The organism is Paenibacillus rhizovicinus (assembly GCF_010365285.1).
Classification (GTDB): Bacteria; Bacillota; Bacilli; order Paenibacillales; family Paenibacillaceae; genus Paenibacillus_Z; species Paenibacillus_Z rhizovicinus.
Map to the genome: position 1 here is coordinate 4,787,961 of NZ_CP048286.1, position 14,540 is coordinate 4,802,500.

Genomic DNA, 14,540 nt, shown 5'->3' on the forward strand with positions numbered 1-14,540 from the left:
GCTATGGGCTTGGAAGGGAGCGCATGATACAATGAGTTCAATAGCTCGCCCGGATACGGGCAACCATTTGGAGGGGTCAGAAATGCCGCTCACGATGCAATGGCAGCAGCCGATTGAACTCATGTACCGCAACGATTTACCCATGCCCGGCGCGCAGTTTCATTCGCATGCGTTCTATGAAATGTATTATTTTCAGGAAGGCGAGTGCAATTATCTCATCGGTGACAAGCTGATTACGCTTCAGCCCGGAGATTTAATCCTTATGCACGGCATGACGCTGCATTGTCCCAATCCATCGCCGGAGAAGCCGTATATTCGCACGATTATCCATATGGACCCGGCATACGTGCATCGCATTCTTCAGCCCGATACGGCGACGATGCTGCTGAAGCCGTTCGAGAATTTGCGCAACATTCGAATCTCGCTCAGCCCGGCGGATCAGGCAGAGTTGGAGATGCTGCTTGCCGAGATGAACCGGCTGTACAAACGCACCAACGAAGCAGGAGTCCGGATGTCCTATGACCGTTTCGTCATTCGCGTCATCGAGCTGCTGCATCTGATTCGGGACTGGTGCGTCGCGCCCGTTAACGACCGGGAACACCGTTCGCTGAAGGAGCAGCATGTACAAAGCGTGATCTCCTACCTTGAGGACCATTATGCGCTGGAGATTACGCTGGATGACATTGCCGGCGCGCTGCATCTGACGAAGCCGTATCTGTCCAATATGTTCAAAGACGTTACGGGAACGACCGTATTCAAATATTTATATAATCGGCGCATCAATCAGGCCAAAATGATGTTTCGGCTGGAACCGCGGCAATCGGTGTCTGACGTATGCCGCGCCGTCGGCTTCCACCAGCTGCCGCACTTCAGCCGGTTGTTCAAGACGACCGTGGGCGAAAGCCCGGAATCGTACCGGCGGCGCATGCTGCAGCTGACAGCCGAAAGCGGGAGCCTGACTTAATTCGCCGCCCTTGGAGGCGACAGCATATCATGACGACGTTATTTGACTTAACGGGCCGCACCGCGGTCGTGATCGGCGCGGGCAGCACGCTTGGCAGCGTTATGGCCGAGGCGCTCATCGAACACGGCGCGCATGCGGCGCTCGTCGTTCGCAATCCGGAGAAATCCGAGCCGAAGCTGGCGCATTTGCTCGCTACCGGCCGTGCCGCGATTTTTCAAGCGGACGCTGTATCCAAAGCCGATCTTCTGCGCGTTGCCGGCGAAATCAATGCCTGGTCGCCAAACGGTCGGAGCGATATTCTGCTGCATACGGCGGGAACGAACAGCGCGACTCCGTTCTTCGATATCTCCGAGGAAGAATGGGATACCATCATGGACGTGAATGCGAAGAGCGTGATGCTCGCCTGTCAAGTTTTCGGCCAATCGATGGTCGAAGCCGGCCATGGCGGCAGCATCATTACGATCAGCTCCGTCTCCGCGGGGCCGCCGCTCTCGCGTGTATTCACCTATTCGGCGTCGAAGCATGCGGTCAACAGCATGACGCAATTTCTGGCTAGGGAATTTGCCCCGCATGGCATCCGCGTGAACGGCATTATCCCTGGCTTCTTCCCGGCAGAACAGAACCGCGCAATCCTGTCGCCTGAGCGGGTAGCCAGCATCATGGGACATACGCCGATGAAACGGTTCGGCGATCCGAAGGAGCTGCAGGGCGCAGTCGTTTGGCTGGCGTCGGAAGCGGCTTCCGGGTTTGTAACGGGCTCGCTGATCCGCGTAGACGGCGGCTTCGGCGCCATGACGATCTAACAAGTGCTCCGACTAAACGAGCGAACTACTAATAAAGAAATGAACAAATGAACAATTGAACCAAATCAAACGGTTCGTTCCCGTTGCCCGGGAGCGGCCGTTTTTTCATGCGCCGTACGTATGCATCCTTCTGGATTAGAACAACCCTCTGCCGATAAAATTTGCCGATACGGGTTGAAGTCCGAGCTCTCTTGCCCAAATGGACAACTGCCCCGTATGATGGATTCCATGTGCAATGACGTGACGCAAAATCTCGCCTTTCGTAAACGGGTCCTTCATCCACGAGGCGGTTACAATCTCCGTATCGAACGCGTCAGACCATGTATGAAGGAACTTCTTCGTTTCATTTATCCTGTCGGCGGAAATGGCTCTTACTTGCTCGAGCGTCCGACAACTCGCATAATTTTCCGGAATATCGGGCATTCCTTGTATACTGCGAATCCAACTGCATTCCACATCGGCGATATGATACAAGGTATAGAGAATAGAGCCGGCTCCGCCGATTCGTGTGCGCAGCAATTCTTCGGTCGAGACTTGTTCGCACCACGTAAACCATTCTTCTCTGACCATCCAGTTATACTGAAACATCTTGATCACTCTAATTCCCCCTTCGAATAATCCTGTGCATTCGGACTCCTCCAGTTATTCCCACTCTTTTCCACTAACCCTATAGTAGAACATTTGTTCCCATAAATCAAATGACATTTTATAATTTCCAAAGCTATTTTTTCCCAAGTGAACAAAAGCGTATCCCTCATCGTCATATAGGCGATAACGAGAACAATACCTCTTGCATTGAGAGCCGAAAGGAGCGGGAGCATGTCCAGCGCAGAGCCGCTAACGGAAGACGAACAACAAATTGCGCGAGCCGTTCGCGGGGACGACGAAGCGCTGGCGGGACTGCTTCGCAGCAGCTACGGCATGCTTTACAAATATATGCTCAAAGTTACGATGAACAAACCCATGGCGGAGGATCTCGTGCAGGACACGATGCTGCGGGCGATCGAGCGAATCGGAAGCTTTCAGCACAAGAGCAAGTTTTCAACATGGCTCATCTCCATTGCAACCAGGCGGTACATCGATGAAATGCGCAAGGAGCAGCGATCGCGCCGATGGCAGTCGGAAGAGCAGGCGCTGCAGGGGATACGGTTTCAAGCCGCGCTGCAGCAGCAGGATTGGCCGGACGCGCTGGATGCGCTTGGCGGGCTGTCCTACGACATGCGCGTTCCGATTTTGCTGAAATATTATTATGGCTACGCGTACGAGGAAATCGCCGCTTGGATGGACATTCCCGTCGGAACGGTAAAATCCAGACTGCACAACGGGCTGACCAAGCTGAGGAAGGAGCTGAAGGGCGATGAAAAAACGCGAGGATGATGCCGGTCAGGAGCAGATGTTCCAGGAACTGCTGGGCGGGCAGGTGGAGATGTGGGATGAAGCGATTGTGCCGCCGCCTATGAATGAGGAAGCTTTCGCGAGGCTCGTGCGTGAAGGCAGGGAAGAACGGCGCCGTCGGCAGCGGCTCGAGCGTTATGCGTTCTGGTTCATTAGCGCGATCGTATTGTGCGGCATGCTGCTGCTCTGGCAGAGCAGCCTGCTTATGTTCGCTGTCCTGCAGGCTGCCGTGTTCGCGGGCGGCGGCGTCTTCCTGGTCTTCGGCTTCATTCGAACAAGCAAATCAAGGAGGAGCCACAGATGACAGGATCGGAAATTGCGCTGGTCATTGCCGTCGTCGTCATCCTGTTGTGCCAGGCCAACTGGTTGTTCTCGGATGCGCGCAAGCATAGTCGATATCCGTGGTTTTGGGGCATTTGGGGACTTGTGCAATTCCCGATCCCGTTGTTGTTCTACTGGTTAATCGTCCGTATGCCGAAGCGCGTGAAGAACAAACGCGGCGGCGGGAATTCCAACATTGATTAGGAGGCTTATATCATGGATCAACTTTCAACCTCGCAGCTTGTCTCCATCCTAGTTCCGCTGGGCATCGTGGAGCTCGTACTTATGATTACGGCGATCGTCGCTTGCGTCCGGGCGGAGCGTACACGCGGTCCCAAGTGGCTGTGGATCTTGATCATCATCGTTTTTAATCTCATCGGGTCCATCGTGTTCTTCGTGGCGGGGCGGAAATCCTCGTGAGCAAGGGAGCGAACGAAGGGATGACTTCCGCAGGCCAACTGCCCTTCGCCGGGGCAAAAGCAATGGTTGCAATAAGCGCCGTATCGAAAAATTTCGGTTCTGTCCGCTCGCTAGACCAGATCGACTTGAAGTTGTTCGAAGGCCGGTGCACGGCGCTGCTCGGTCCGAACGGAGCCGGCAAAACGACGCTGCTCCGCATTCTGACCGGCCTCCTCGCCCCCACATCGGGCAGCGTAAGCTTTCAAAGCCTGGCGCCAGGAGCAGATCCGCGTTCCCTTATCGGATATTTGCCGCAAATTCCGGCTTTCTACGACTGGATGAGCGGCAGCGAGTTTCTCCGCTTTGCTGGTAGTCTGTGCGGATTATCAGCCCGCGAATCAGCATCGCAATGCAAGGAGCTGTTGGATCGCGTAGGTCTTGGAGCCGCTGCAGGCAAGAGAAGAATCGGGGGTTATTCCGGCGGCATGAAACAGCGGCTAGGCCTAGCGCAGGCACTTATTCACCGTCCCAAGCTGCTCATACTGGACGAGCCGGTCTCGGCGCTCGATCCTGTAGGCAGACGCGAGGTGATGGAGCTGCTCCGCGAATTGAAAAGGGAGATGACGATCCTTTTCTCGACGCATGTGCTTCACGATGCAGAGGAGCTTTGCGACGATGTGATTATTTTGCAGCAAGGACGAGTTTCGGTCAGCGGAGCCGTCAGCGAGATTCGCGGCATTCATCGTACGCCGATCATCACGGTGGAAGTCGAGGATAACGGCCCTGCACGTAAACGGCTGGCTGATTGGCTGAACCGGCTTTCCCATCCATCCATCACATCCGCCGTTCTGCAGCCGGGCGAATTCTCCGCCAAGCTTCAAGTCCTGCAAGCAGAAGAAGCCAAGACCTATATATTGCAGCAGTTGCTGGCGATCCCCATGCCGATCACGAAGCTTGAAGTCGGACATGCCTCGCTGGAGGATATCTTTTTGAAGGCGGTGCATGCGCGGTGAGGAAGTGGATGGTATTGTACCGCAAAGAATGGCTGGAGCTCGTTCGGACCTATAAACTGATCTGGGTGCCGCTGGTATTCCTGCTGCTCGGCGCCATGCAGCCGGTCACGACGTACTTTATGCCTGATATTCTTGCGCATGCGGGGAATTTGCCGGAAGGGGCAGTCATCTCCATCCCCATGCCGACCGCGGGCGAAATGATGGCGCAGACGCTGCAGCAGTTCAATACAATTGGGCTGTTGATCATCGCTCTGTCGTCAATGAACGGCATTTCCGCTGAAAGGAACGGGGGCATAACGGCCATGATTCTCGTAAAACCGATCGCCTTTCGAGGCTACGTCGCAGCAAAGCTGGCGTCACAGATCACGCTGATCGGCATTGCGTTCGCCGCCGGCTTCGGCGCGGCTTATTATTATACGAGCGTGTTGATCGGCACGCCCGAATGGAGAGGAAGCTTGGCCGCGTTTCTATTCTATTGGTTGTGGCTCGTGCTTGCAGGTGCGCTTACGCTATGCTTCAGCGCTCTTCTGCGCAGCGGTGCGGCCGCAGCGGCATGCTCGCTTGGACTGCTTGCCTTGCTTGCAGTATTGGGATCGCTCTTGCCGGATGCGCTTGGCGCAAGCCCGGGCATGCTGCCCAAACTGGCAGCGGCACAGTATCTCGATACGGATTCTAGCAAAAGCTGGCTGTCGGTTATCGTCACATTTTGCGTTTTGGCAGCGGCTCTCGAAACGGCAGCCTTCGCCCTCCGCAAACGCCCTGCGCTCTAGGCGAATCGCCGCTTCGCTCTATTGGACTTCCAGCTCGTTTTTTAGTAGGATAGATTCATAGAGTAACGGCTATTGGGTGACAGGAGCTGACAAAATGTATAAATTAGGACAACGCATCATAATCATGTCCGATAAGTTTGAACAAAGCCTCCCGATCGGGGAGTATGGCTATATTATTGCGTACGACCGGAATGCCGACAATGCGTTCGATTACGTGATTCGCGTGCCGAAGGCGAACCGGAACTTCTACGTGCCGGCGGCCGATATCGAGCTTGAAGAAGTGCTCATCAAGCTGGAAGTCGACAAGCTGGAGCGGGAAGCGCTGATCGATTTCGCGCTGGCTACGCATAATGCAGAGCTGTTCCATCGGATCATGAACGGGGATCAGGAACCGGAAGAAGAGGACAACAGCGGCAACGAGCCGCAGTCCAAAGAAGATTTCATGCGTCAAGTACGATTGAAAGCGTGGATTTAATCCATCCGTAATGATGGATGCAGTCCGATAGCCGGCCTATAGCGCGGCATAATAGAAAGCCTCCAGCCCGACTCGGGATGGAGGCTTTTTTACTCATTGAAGCAAGACTTCTAGACTTATGCGCCGCTGGTTTCCCCTGCAGACGCAGCGGCCGAGGAATCGGAAGTAGATCCCGTTTGGTCACTCTCTGCAGCGCGGTGCTTCATTTTCGCGCCGCCGCGTTCGCCGGCTTTGGGCTGCGTGCCGTTGACGATTTTCTCGGCGATGCCGGCAGCGTTCGCGATCGCTTTATCCGCCTGCTCCTGCGTCATTTTACCTGCCGTTACAGCAGCGTTCAGGCTGTCCACGATCGTTTGTTTTTGCGCATCGATGAGCGTTTGAACGTCAACGCCTTTCTCTTTGGCGACGTCCGCCAGCGATTTGCCCGCGGCCAGCTCTTTCTTCAACTCATCTGCGCTCAAACCAAACAGTTTGGCGGACGCGGTCAGATCCAATTTACCGAAGCCGATTCCGCCGCCGCGGCCTTCGAATCCTTTATGGCCTGCCATGCCTTTGCCTTGATCGAATTTCATCTGCCCGTCCAACGTTTTGTCGAGATTATCGGTGAACTTTTGTTTTTGTTCCGCTTGCTGCTTGTCGAAGGCCGTCGTCATGGCAGCTTTCAGCGCATCCCGGGTAACGCCTTGCTCGTCCGCGATTTGCGCGAGCGTTTTGCCTGCGGCAAGCTTCTCTTGCAGCGTTTTCGCGTCCAGCTTAAGCAGGTCCAGCACTTCCTGGCTGACAGCGCCGCCGCGGAAGCCGCCTTGCTTGAATTTCGGTGCCTGCGTCGTATCTTTCTGCGTCGCGGCCGCACTGCTCGAAGCGCTTGAATCCGTCGTGGTTGTAGTATCCGTAGCCGCGTATGCGCTCAGTGGAATCATGACGGCGAGTGCCGCCGCGATCGTCAAGGATTTCATCGTTTTGTTCATCTTCATTCGTATTCCCTCCAAAATAATTGTAGTGGGTAAAGCTGGTTACAGTTCCCAGTATGGTCAGCCAACCTTAAAACAAGCTTAAATTGGCGTAAGCGTTCCATTAGCTTCAAATGAAGTTTGGCTTCATATTAGAGACCTTGTTCTGGAATCCTTCTTTCCTTCCGATGATCCGCACTTGAATTACATTTGCATCTTCCGATTCTGCCGGCTTCCGCCGGCAGGTTTTTCGTGCTCGCGCTTCGAGCGGTAAACGGACGTCGATCGGGCTGCAGTCTTCCTGCATTCCGACAATCATAACGCACTCCTGCGAGAGCCGATGCATTTGCATTGAGTTTAATTCCAGCCTTGCGTTATAATAGGTAGAATGTGTGCATTATCGATGGAAAGGACGGGACATGAGACGATGAGCATCACGATTAAAGATGTTGAGCATGTGGCCAATCTGGCCCGGCTGGAGCTTTCCGAGCAAGAGAAGGAACAATTCGCCGGACAGTTGAACGCGATCTTGAAATACGCGGAGAAGCTGAACGAGCTGCAAACCGATGATGTGGAACCGACCAGCCACGTGCTGCCGGTGTACAATGTCATGCGGGATGACGTTATTCGCGAGTCCGTTACGAACGAGACCGCGCTGCGCAATGCGCCCGAAGATGAAGACGGCCAGTTTAAAGTGCCGGCCGTGCTGGAATAAATTCGCTTGCAAGGAAATGAAGGGAGGAACGGCTGTTGGCACTTTTCGATTTACGCCTTCAGGAAGTACATAATCAATTGAGAAAGAAAGAGTTGTCGGTCGCTGATCTGGTGGACGCTTCTTTCTCGCGTATCGCCGCGACGGACGCTTCCATCCAAGCGTTCTTGACCTTGAATGAAGAAGGCGCTCGCACCGCGGCCGCCGAGCTGGACAAAGCGCTGGCTGACGGCAGCGAGCAAGGTTTGCTTTTCGGCCTGCCTGCCGGCATCAAGGATAATATCGTCACCGAAGGTTTGCTCACGACTTGCGCAAGCCAGTTTCTGCGCAACTACGACCCAATCTATGACGCAACGGTCACGAAGAAGCTGAAGGCCGCGCAATCGGTCACGATCGGCAAGCTGAACATGGACGAGTTCGCCATGGGCGGCTCCAACGAGAACTCGAGCTTTCACCCGACGCGCAATCCGTGGAACACGGATTATGTTCCGGGCGGTTCGAGCGGCGGCTCGGCGGCTTCCGTCGCGGCAGGACAAGTGTATTTCGCGCTTGGCTCCGATACCGGCGGCTCTATCCGCCAGCCGGCTGCATATTGCGGCATCGTCGGGTTGAAGCCAACCTACGGCCTCGTATCGCGTTTCGGCCTCGTGGCATTCGCTTCGTCGCTCGACCAGATCGGTCCGCTGACGAAGAACGTCGAGGACTCGGCTTATGTGCTGCAAGCGATCGCCGGCTACGACCAGAACGACTCCACTTCGGCGAACGTCGAAATTCCGGATTACGTCAGCGCGCTGAACGGCGACGTGAAGGGACTCCGAATCGGCGTTCCGAAGGAATATTTGGGACAAGGCATCGATCCGCAAGTGAAAGAAGCGGTTCTTGCCGCGCTTAAGCAATTCGAGAGCCTCGGAGCTACGTGGGAGGAAGTGTCCCTGCCGCATACGGAATATGCGGTCGCGACCTACTACCTGCTCGCTTCGTCGGAAGCGTCCTCCAACCTGGCCCGTTTCGATGGCGTTCGCTATGGCGTTCGCGCGGAGAATCCGGATAACCTGCTTGACTTGTACCGCAAGTCGCGCAGCCAAGGCTTCGGCCAAGAAGTGAAGCGCCGTATCATGCTCGGCACGTACGCGCTCAGCTCCGGCTATTACGACGCCTATTATTTGAAAGCTCAGAAAGTGCGCACGCTGATCAAACAGGACTTTGACAACGTGTTCCAGAATTTCGATCTCATCATCGGACCGACGGCGCCAACGGCGGCATTCCCGATCGGCGAGCAGGTCGGCGACCCGCTGACGATGTATTTGAACGATATCTGCACGATCCCGGTCAGCTTGGCAGGCGTTCCTGCAATCAGCGTGCCGTGCGGTTTCGCGAACGGGCTGCCGGTCGGTTTGCAAATCATCGGCAAAGCATTCGACGAGCGTACGGTGCTTCGCGCCGCGCATGCGTACGAACAGCATACTGAGCATCACAAACAACGTCCGCAACTGTAGCGGACGGCTAGGAAGCAGGAGGGCGAAACCATGTTTGAACCGAACAAATACGAAACGGTCGTCGGCCTGGAGGTCCACGTAGAGCTGCATACGAAGAGTAAAATCTTCTGCGGCTGCTCCACGTCCTTCGGCGCGCCGCCGAACTCTCATACATGTCCGGTCTGTCTCGGACACCCCGGCGTTCTGCCGGTATTGAACCGCCAGGCGATCGAATATGCGATGAAAGCCGCGATGGCGCTCAACTGCCAGATCGCGGACATCAGCAAGTTCGACCGGAAGAATTATTTCTACCCCGATTCGCCAAAAGCGTATCAAATTTCTCAATTCGATAAACCGGTCGGCGAGCACGGCTGGATCGACATCGAAGTGAACGGCCAAACGAAACGCATCGGCATCACGCGCCTCCACTTGGAGGAGGATGCGGGCAAACTGACGCATATAGACGGCGGCTTCGGTTCCCTCGTCGATTTCAACCGCGTCGGTACGCCGCTTATCGAGATCGTATCGGAGCCGGATATCCGTACGCCGGAAGAGGCGAAGGCCTATCTGGAGAAGCTGAAAGCGATCATGCTCTACTGCGACGTCTCGGATGTGAAGATGGAAGAAGGCTCGCTCCGCTGCGACGCCAACATCAGTATCCGGCCTTACGGCCAAGAGCAGTTCGGCACTCGCGCCGAGCTCAAGAACATGAACTCCTTCCGCGGCGTTCAGCGCGGCTTGGAGTACGAAGAGATGCGCCAAGCCGACGTCCTCGACAGCGGGGGCAAAGTCGTGCAGGAAACGCGTCGCTGGGATGAGACCCAAGGCAAGACATTCTCGATGCGGAGCAAGGAAGAAGCACATGATTACCGCTACTTCCCGGACCCGGATCTTGTTCAAATCCATATCGACGACGAGTGGAAAGCGCGTGTCCTTGCGTCCATTCCAGAGCTGCCGGATGCCCGTAAAGCCCGTTATACGGCTGAATTCGGTCTGCCCTCCTATGATGCGGAAGTGATCACGGCGTCCAAGAAGCTGGCGGATTTCTTCGAAGAGAGCCTGCAATACACGAACGATGCTAAAGCGGTATCGAACTGGATCATGGGCGATCTTCTGGGCTACCTCAACGCGGGGAGTCTGGAGCTGGAAGACATCAAACTTACGGGTCAAGGGCTCGGCGAGATGATCGGTCTCATGGAGAAAGGCATCATCAGCAGCAAGATCGCGAAGACGGTCTTCAAAGAAATGCTGGAAACGGGCAAGCGTCCGCAGCAAATCGTCGAAGAGCAGGGGCTTGTCCAAATCAGCGACGAAGGCGCGATTGCCGAAGTCGTTGACCGGATCGTAAGCGCAAACCCGCAGTCTGTCGAGGATTTCAAAGCAGGCAAAGAGAAAGCGATCGGCTTCCTTGTCGGCCAAGTCATGAAAGAAACGAAAGGCAAAGCGAATCCGGCGCTGGTCAACAAGCTGCTGCTCGCTCGCCTCAATCAATAATTTCGTAGGCTATCGAAGAGGCATGTCCGTCACGCGCGGACATGCCTCTTTCGTGCGTGCTGAATATGTTACAATATGGATAGAAGACTGTGTAGGATTGGATGGTGCCCATGCGCGAAACATCACGAGTCAAAACATTCCTAGCGCCCTTGATCGCCTTCCTGATTCCCGGCGGCGGGCATTTGCTGCTCGGCAGAGCCGCGGCAGGGCTGCTGCTCCTTCTTGGAACGCTGACCGATATCGCGGCTATCATACGTCTGGCCGATGAAAGCGGCGGCCAGTTTGCGTTGTTCATTATATTTCTTGGTTTGGGCGTGCCTTGTTTTTGGTTTTACAGCGTGTTCGGAACGCTTCAATTGGCTGCCAAGCTTCGCCGGGAAGGGCAGCATCCGGAAGCGGATCAAGATGGGCATGGCGCGGGACTGACTGTGATTCTGCAAGGCATAGCCGCCGTAGGATTGAGCTGCGTCTTATTGGTTCTCGTGCAGACGTCGTTGGATTTTTCGCCTCTGATCGAGGCGTTTGGAACCTACGCGCCCGGACTGCTGCTCTGTATGCTTGCGCTCTTGATCGTGTTAAGGAGGAAGAATGCCGTGGTCAAAATGGGACGGTACACGGTGGCAGCCGTACTCGTAGCGGTAGGCGCGCTGCTTTTATGGGATCAAATGCAAGGACGAAACGATATCGGGCTGCTCGGTCAGTGGTGGCCTGCGGCGTTCGTGCTGCTTGGCATCGAGATCGTCATCTCGAGCATGGCCTATCGGAAGTCGTCAAGGCGCCTTTCCTTTGATATCGGCGGTGCTTTGCTAGCCGCTGTCATAACGATCACGGCGTTTGCGGTCACCCAGTACGCCGCCATGCCTTTTCGGTGGCTGGATGAGTTTAAAGTGAATTTGACCGGAACGAGCGGGTTCGGCGAGGAGAAAGGCTTTCGCTATGTGAAGGATGCGATCCACCAGCCGCTGCTTCCGGAAACGACCGCGATCACAATTGACAATACGAACGGAAACGTGACGGTCAAGAAGGGCGATGTGGACGGCGTTGTCGTGGAAACGGTAATGTGGGTCGACTCTTCGGATAAGGACGAAGCGGACGATACGGCCGAGAAGTCGACAGTCGAAGTGAACGGCGGAGGGAAACTTGAAATTAAGGCGCAAGGTCATCCGTATGGTACTAACGGGGAACGAAAGCCGCGTATGAATATGATAGTCACTATTCCGGCGGACTCTCCGTTCGTAACGAAAGCCCAACCGCCAGTCGTCGACAACGATACCGCTGCATCTCATAATACAAGTGCAACGAATCTTGCAGCGGAAGATGCGGGGAATGGCACGAACGGCGCAGCCGGCACCGATGGCACCAACAGCAACAACAGCACCAATGGATCGAACGGCACCGGTAATACCGATGGCGCGAATGCTGCAACCTCAGACCAGGGAAGCACGTCTAATAAAGTAGATTCTCCTAAGAACGAGCTTCGTATCGGTACGGTTAATGGCTCTGTCGAAGCGGCGGATCTTAGACTTACCGGCGGTTTGACCATTAAAGTGACATCGGGAGAAATAACCGTTCATCATATGTACGGTCCTGTTGACGCGGAGACGAAGAATGGCAGTATTGCTGCGACGGAGTTGGAAGGCAATGTAACACTGGATACCTATAACGGCGACATCAAGGCGGCAGATATTACCGGAGGATTTGACGGATCGACGCTAAGCGGCAACATTGACTTGCAGCGCGTGACCGGCGATGTGGACACGGATACGAAGAACGGGCAGATCGGAATCAATGAAGCGCAGAGCACGGTAAGGGCCGATACGCTGAACGGAGATATTCAAATTTCGAGCAGCACCGTAGGCGGCGACTGGGACATTAACAGCTCGATCGGTGAAATCCATGTCCAAATTCCCGAAATGGGCAATTATTCCGTCAATGGGTCCGTTACATTCGGTGATGTAGCGAGCGATTTGCCCCTCACGATCAATAAGAAAACGATTCGCGGAACCATCGGTTCGGGCACCTATCGTATCAACATTGACGCGAATAGCAGCATCGAGGTAAATCGTCACAAACCATGAAATGATTCCCGGTTTTATTGACAAATTGAAAACGATCCACGTACAATGGTTCTAAACTAATGCAGAAAGGACGTGTAGGGCATGGGTGCGACCGTGGAACAAGCTTTGGAGCAATTGAAAAGTACCGGCGTCCGTATGACCCCGCAGCGTCACGCAATCTTAAGTTTTCTCATGCACTCCATGACTCATCCGACTGCGGACGAAATTTATAAATCGCTCTCGCCTGCGTTTCCAAGCATGAGCGTGGCCACCATATACAATAACCTGCGGCTGTTTGTCGAAGCGGGACTGATTCGGGAACTGACTTACGGGGACGATTCCAGCAGGTTCGATGCCGATTTATCCGAGCATTATCACGCGATTTGCCGTACTTGCCGCACGATCGTCGACTTCGATTATCCGCCTTTGACGGATGTTGAGGCCGCGGCTACTAAGGAGACCGGGTTCAAGGTGGAAGGTCACCGCATGGAGATCTATGGACAGTGCGCGGGCTGCGCATCGCGGCATAGGGCCAACTAATCAAGTCCGATACCGATTATGAAATCGAACGAACGCGCAGGGGTTGAGCAAGCTCGACATCAGGCGCGTTTTTATTTTGGGCAAAATCGATTTCCTAAACCTGCTGAAACCGGCGAGAGCGGTTTTCGGTTCATCTTGTCTTGCATGTTTTCCGGTTTTCGGGAATAGCATGTCTATATGAAAGGAGCGTTTTACAACGTGGAAACGGTTCGATATCGGCCTAAACGACGAAGCGGTGGATGGTTGAAGTGGCTCGTTGCAGGATGCGGGGTTTCCGCGATGCTCATAGTCATTTGGCTCGGCTGGGATCGGCTCGCGCCTAACAATACGATCGTCAAGCCCGATTACGGAGCAGAGCATCCTCTGCTATACCATGGACAAGTTATTGAGCAAGGCGCCCTGATCGACGGGGAGCAAATCCGTATTCCGATCTCGTTTATTCAGGATCAGCTGGGATTGAAAGAAGAAGTTTATTACGAGAGCAAGACAGGTTCCATCGTGCTGACGACGGCTAACAAAGTGCTTCGCATGCAGACGAATGCCTTGACCGCAAAGCTGAACAAATCACCTTACCAGCTTCGGATTGCTGCCGAAGTCGTGAATAAGGTTGCCTATATTCCGACGCAGCCGCTTCAGGAGTTGTTTGGCCTGCAAGTAAGCTACAATGCCGACACTAATATTGTTACGGTTCTCTCGGCTGGCGATGCGGTCCAATTAGGGGCGAAGTCGAAGGGGAAAATGACGATTCGTCGCGGTCCTTCGATTAAGGAGCCGATTTACGAAAGCGTCGCGGAGAAGAAGGAAGTCCGTGTATGGGGTGAAGAGGACAAATGGTATTTGGTCCAAAGCGCCGATGGTACGCTTGGTTATGCGGACAAGTCTTCTGTCGCCTTGACCAACATCGAGCAAATCAAGCCTTTGCAGGACGTGCCTTCATACCAGGCATGGAAGGCAATCGGGACCAAAATCAATTTAACCTGGGAAGCCGTATACTCGAAAACGCCAAGTCCGGATGCGATCGGGGAGTTAACTGGCGTCAATGTCGTGTCGCCTACCTGGTTCGAGCTGACGGACGGCAATGGCAGCATCAAAGGTAAAGCCGACATGAACTACGTCAATTGGGCGCATAAGCAAAATATGCAGATTTGGGCGGTATTCAGCAACAGTTTCGA

17 protein-coding genes (1 of these 17 only partly in view) are annotated in these 14,540 nt (G+C 54.6%); 15 read left to right on the forward strand and 2 right to left on the reverse strand.

The window, feature by feature from the left end:
• Positions 1–31 precede the first annotated feature (31 nt).
• Positions 32–964 carry an AraC family transcriptional regulator gene (locus tag GZH47_RS21475; RefSeq protein WP_225446153.1) on the forward strand — a complete coding sequence of 311 codons (933 nt, stop codon included), beginning with the start codon at positions 32–34 and terminating at the stop codon, positions 962–964.
• A 29-nt stretch (positions 965–993) separates the two neighbouring features.
• Entirely contained in the window at positions 994–1,767 is a 774-nt protein-coding gene (locus GZH47_RS21480; protein WP_162643094.1) for an SDR family oxidoreductase, read from the forward strand.
• Between the two features lie 135 nt (positions 1,768–1,902).
• Here the strand turns inward: GZH47_RS21480 and GZH47_RS21485 are convergent, their stop codons facing one another.
• Positions 1,903–2,355: a DinB family protein gene (locus GZH47_RS21485; protein WP_192043652.1), complete on the reverse strand. Its 453-nt coding sequence runs from the start codon at positions 2,353–2,355 to the stop codon at positions 1,903–1,905.
• Between the two features lie 231 nt (positions 2,356–2,586).
• Between GZH47_RS21485 and sigY the strand changes: the two genes are divergently transcribed.
• The 7 genes from sigY to GZH47_RS21520 all read left to right on the forward strand — a co-directional run bounded on the left by sigY (position 2,587) and on the right by GZH47_RS21520 (position 6,140).
• Positions 2,587–3,144 carry an RNA polymerase sigma factor SigY gene (sigY, locus tag GZH47_RS21490; RefSeq protein WP_162643096.1) on the forward strand — a complete coding sequence of 186 codons (558 nt, stop codon included), beginning with the start codon at positions 2,587–2,589 and terminating at the stop codon, positions 3,142–3,144.
• Entirely contained in the window at positions 3,125–3,466 is a 342-nt protein-coding gene (locus GZH47_RS21495; protein WP_162643097.1) for a DUF5345 family protein, read from the forward strand. Before sigY ends, GZH47_RS21495 begins: the two co-directional genes overlap by 20 nt.
• A complete protein-coding gene (locus GZH47_RS21500) occupies positions 3,463–3,687 on the forward strand; it encodes a transcriptional regulator (RefSeq protein WP_162643098.1) in 225 nt (74 codons plus the stop codon). Before GZH47_RS21495 ends, GZH47_RS21500 begins: the two co-directional genes overlap by 4 nt.
• A gap of 12 nt (positions 3,688–3,699) precedes the next feature.
• The gene (locus GZH47_RS21505; RefSeq protein WP_162643099.1) at positions 3,700–3,903 is read left to right on the forward strand and encodes a PLDc N-terminal domain-containing protein; all 204 of its coding nucleotides are present in this window, start codon (positions 3,700–3,702) and stop codon (positions 3,901–3,903) included.
• Positions 3,900–4,895 carry an ABC transporter ATP-binding protein gene (locus tag GZH47_RS21510; protein WP_225446154.1) on the forward strand — a complete coding sequence of 332 codons (996 nt, stop codon included), beginning with the start codon at positions 3,900–3,902 and terminating at the stop codon, positions 4,893–4,895. Before GZH47_RS21505 ends, GZH47_RS21510 begins: the two co-directional genes overlap by 4 nt.
• Entirely contained in the window at positions 4,892–5,665 is a 774-nt protein-coding gene (locus tag GZH47_RS21515) for an ABC transporter permease subunit (RefSeq protein WP_162643100.1), read from the forward strand. Before GZH47_RS21510 ends, GZH47_RS21515 begins: the two co-directional genes overlap by 4 nt.
• A gap of 94 nt (positions 5,666–5,759) precedes the next feature.
• Complete coding sequence (locus GZH47_RS21520) at positions 5,760–6,140, forward strand: ATPase (RefSeq protein ID WP_162643101.1); 381 nt, start codon at positions 5,760–5,762, stop codon at positions 6,138–6,140.
• 116 nt (positions 6,141–6,256) lie between these two features.
• On the opposite strand, the gene GZH47_RS21525 is transcribed toward GZH47_RS21520, so the two are convergent.
• Positions 6,257–7,114, reverse strand: a complete 858-nt coding sequence (locus GZH47_RS21525) for a hypothetical protein (RefSeq protein WP_162643102.1) — start codon at positions 7,112–7,114, stop codon at positions 6,257–6,259.
• 403 nt (positions 7,115–7,517) lie between these two features.
• On the opposite strand from GZH47_RS21525, the gene gatC reads away from it, so the two are divergent.
• From gatC to GZH47_RS21555, 6 genes are all read left to right on the forward strand, one after another.
• Entirely contained in the window at positions 7,518–7,805 is a 288-nt protein-coding gene (gatC, locus tag GZH47_RS21530) for an Asp-tRNA(Asn)/Glu-tRNA(Gln) amidotransferase subunit GatC (protein ID WP_162643104.1), read from the forward strand.
• 35 nt (positions 7,806–7,840) lie between these two features.
• Positions 7,841–9,298 (forward strand): Asp-tRNA(Asn)/Glu-tRNA(Gln) amidotransferase subunit GatA, encoded by a 1,458-nt coding sequence (gene gatA / locus GZH47_RS21535; RefSeq protein ID WP_162643105.1) that lies wholly within the window; start codon positions 7,841–7,843, stop codon positions 9,296–9,298.
• Between the two features lie 30 nt (positions 9,299–9,328).
• Positions 9,329–10,771 (forward strand): Asp-tRNA(Asn)/Glu-tRNA(Gln) amidotransferase subunit GatB, encoded by a 1,443-nt coding sequence (gatB, locus tag GZH47_RS21540; protein ID WP_162643106.1) that lies wholly within the window; start codon positions 9,329–9,331, stop codon positions 10,769–10,771.
• Between the two features lie 110 nt (positions 10,772–10,881).
• Positions 10,882–12,849, forward strand: coding sequence for a DUF4097 family beta strand repeat-containing protein (locus GZH47_RS21545; protein WP_162643107.1), 1,968 nt, complete (start codon positions 10,882–10,884; stop codon positions 12,847–12,849).
• Between the two features lie 81 nt (positions 12,850–12,930).
• Complete coding sequence (locus GZH47_RS21550; protein WP_162643108.1) at positions 12,931–13,368, forward strand: Fur family transcriptional regulator; 438 nt, start codon at positions 12,931–12,933, stop codon at positions 13,366–13,368.
• 279 nt (positions 13,369–13,647) lie between these two features.
• Positions 13,648–14,540, forward strand: the 5' portion of a protein-coding gene (locus GZH47_RS21555; protein WP_225446155.1) for a glycosyl hydrolase family 18 protein. Its footprint extends 754 nt past the window's final position; 893 of the gene's 1,647 nt are visible here — the first part of the coding sequence; it begins with the start codon at positions 13,648–13,650; its stop codon lies off the right edge, out of view.

What these genes read in the sequence shown, in the direction of transcription:
- GZH47_RS21475 (WP_225446153.1), top strand. Translation starts at nt 32, where the DNA reads ATGAGTTCAATAGCTCGCCCGGATACGGGCAACCATTTGGAGGGGTCA.
- GZH47_RS21480 (WP_162643094.1), top strand. Translation starts at nt 994, where the DNA reads ATGACGACGTTATTTGACTTAACGGGCCGCACCGCGGTCGTGATCGGC.
- GZH47_RS21485 (WP_192043652.1), bottom strand. Translation starts at nt 2,355, where the DNA reads ATGTTTCAGTATAACTGGATGGTCAGAGAAGAATGGTTTACGTGGTGC.
- sigY (WP_162643096.1), top strand. Translation starts at nt 2,587, where the DNA reads ATGTCCAGCGCAGAGCCGCTAACGGAAGACGAACAACAAATTGCGCGA.
- GZH47_RS21495 (WP_162643097.1), top strand. Translation starts at nt 3,125, where the DNA reads ATGAAAAAACGCGAGGATGATGCCGGTCAGGAGCAGATGTTCCAGGAA.
- GZH47_RS21500 (WP_162643098.1), top strand. Translation starts at nt 3,463, where the DNA reads ATGACAGGATCGGAAATTGCGCTGGTCATTGCCGTCGTCGTCATCCTG.
- GZH47_RS21505 (WP_162643099.1), top strand. Translation starts at nt 3,700, where the DNA reads ATGGATCAACTTTCAACCTCGCAGCTTGTCTCCATCCTAGTTCCGCTG.
- GZH47_RS21520 (WP_162643101.1), top strand. Translation starts at nt 5,760, where the DNA reads ATGTATAAATTAGGACAACGCATCATAATCATGTCCGATAAGTTTGAA.
- GZH47_RS21525 (WP_162643102.1), bottom strand. Translation starts at nt 7,114, where the DNA reads ATGAAGATGAACAAAACGATGAAATCCTTGACGATCGCGGCGGCACTC.
- gatC (WP_162643104.1), top strand. Translation starts at nt 7,518, where the DNA reads ATGAGCATCACGATTAAAGATGTTGAGCATGTGGCCAATCTGGCCCGG.
- gatB (WP_162643106.1), top strand. Translation starts at nt 9,329, where the DNA reads ATGTTTGAACCGAACAAATACGAAACGGTCGTCGGCCTGGAGGTCCAC.
- GZH47_RS21545 (WP_162643107.1), top strand. Translation starts at nt 10,882, where the DNA reads ATGCGCGAAACATCACGAGTCAAAACATTCCTAGCGCCCTTGATCGCC.
- GZH47_RS21550 (WP_162643108.1), top strand. Translation starts at nt 12,931, where the DNA reads ATGGGTGCGACCGTGGAACAAGCTTTGGAGCAATTGAAAAGTACCGGC.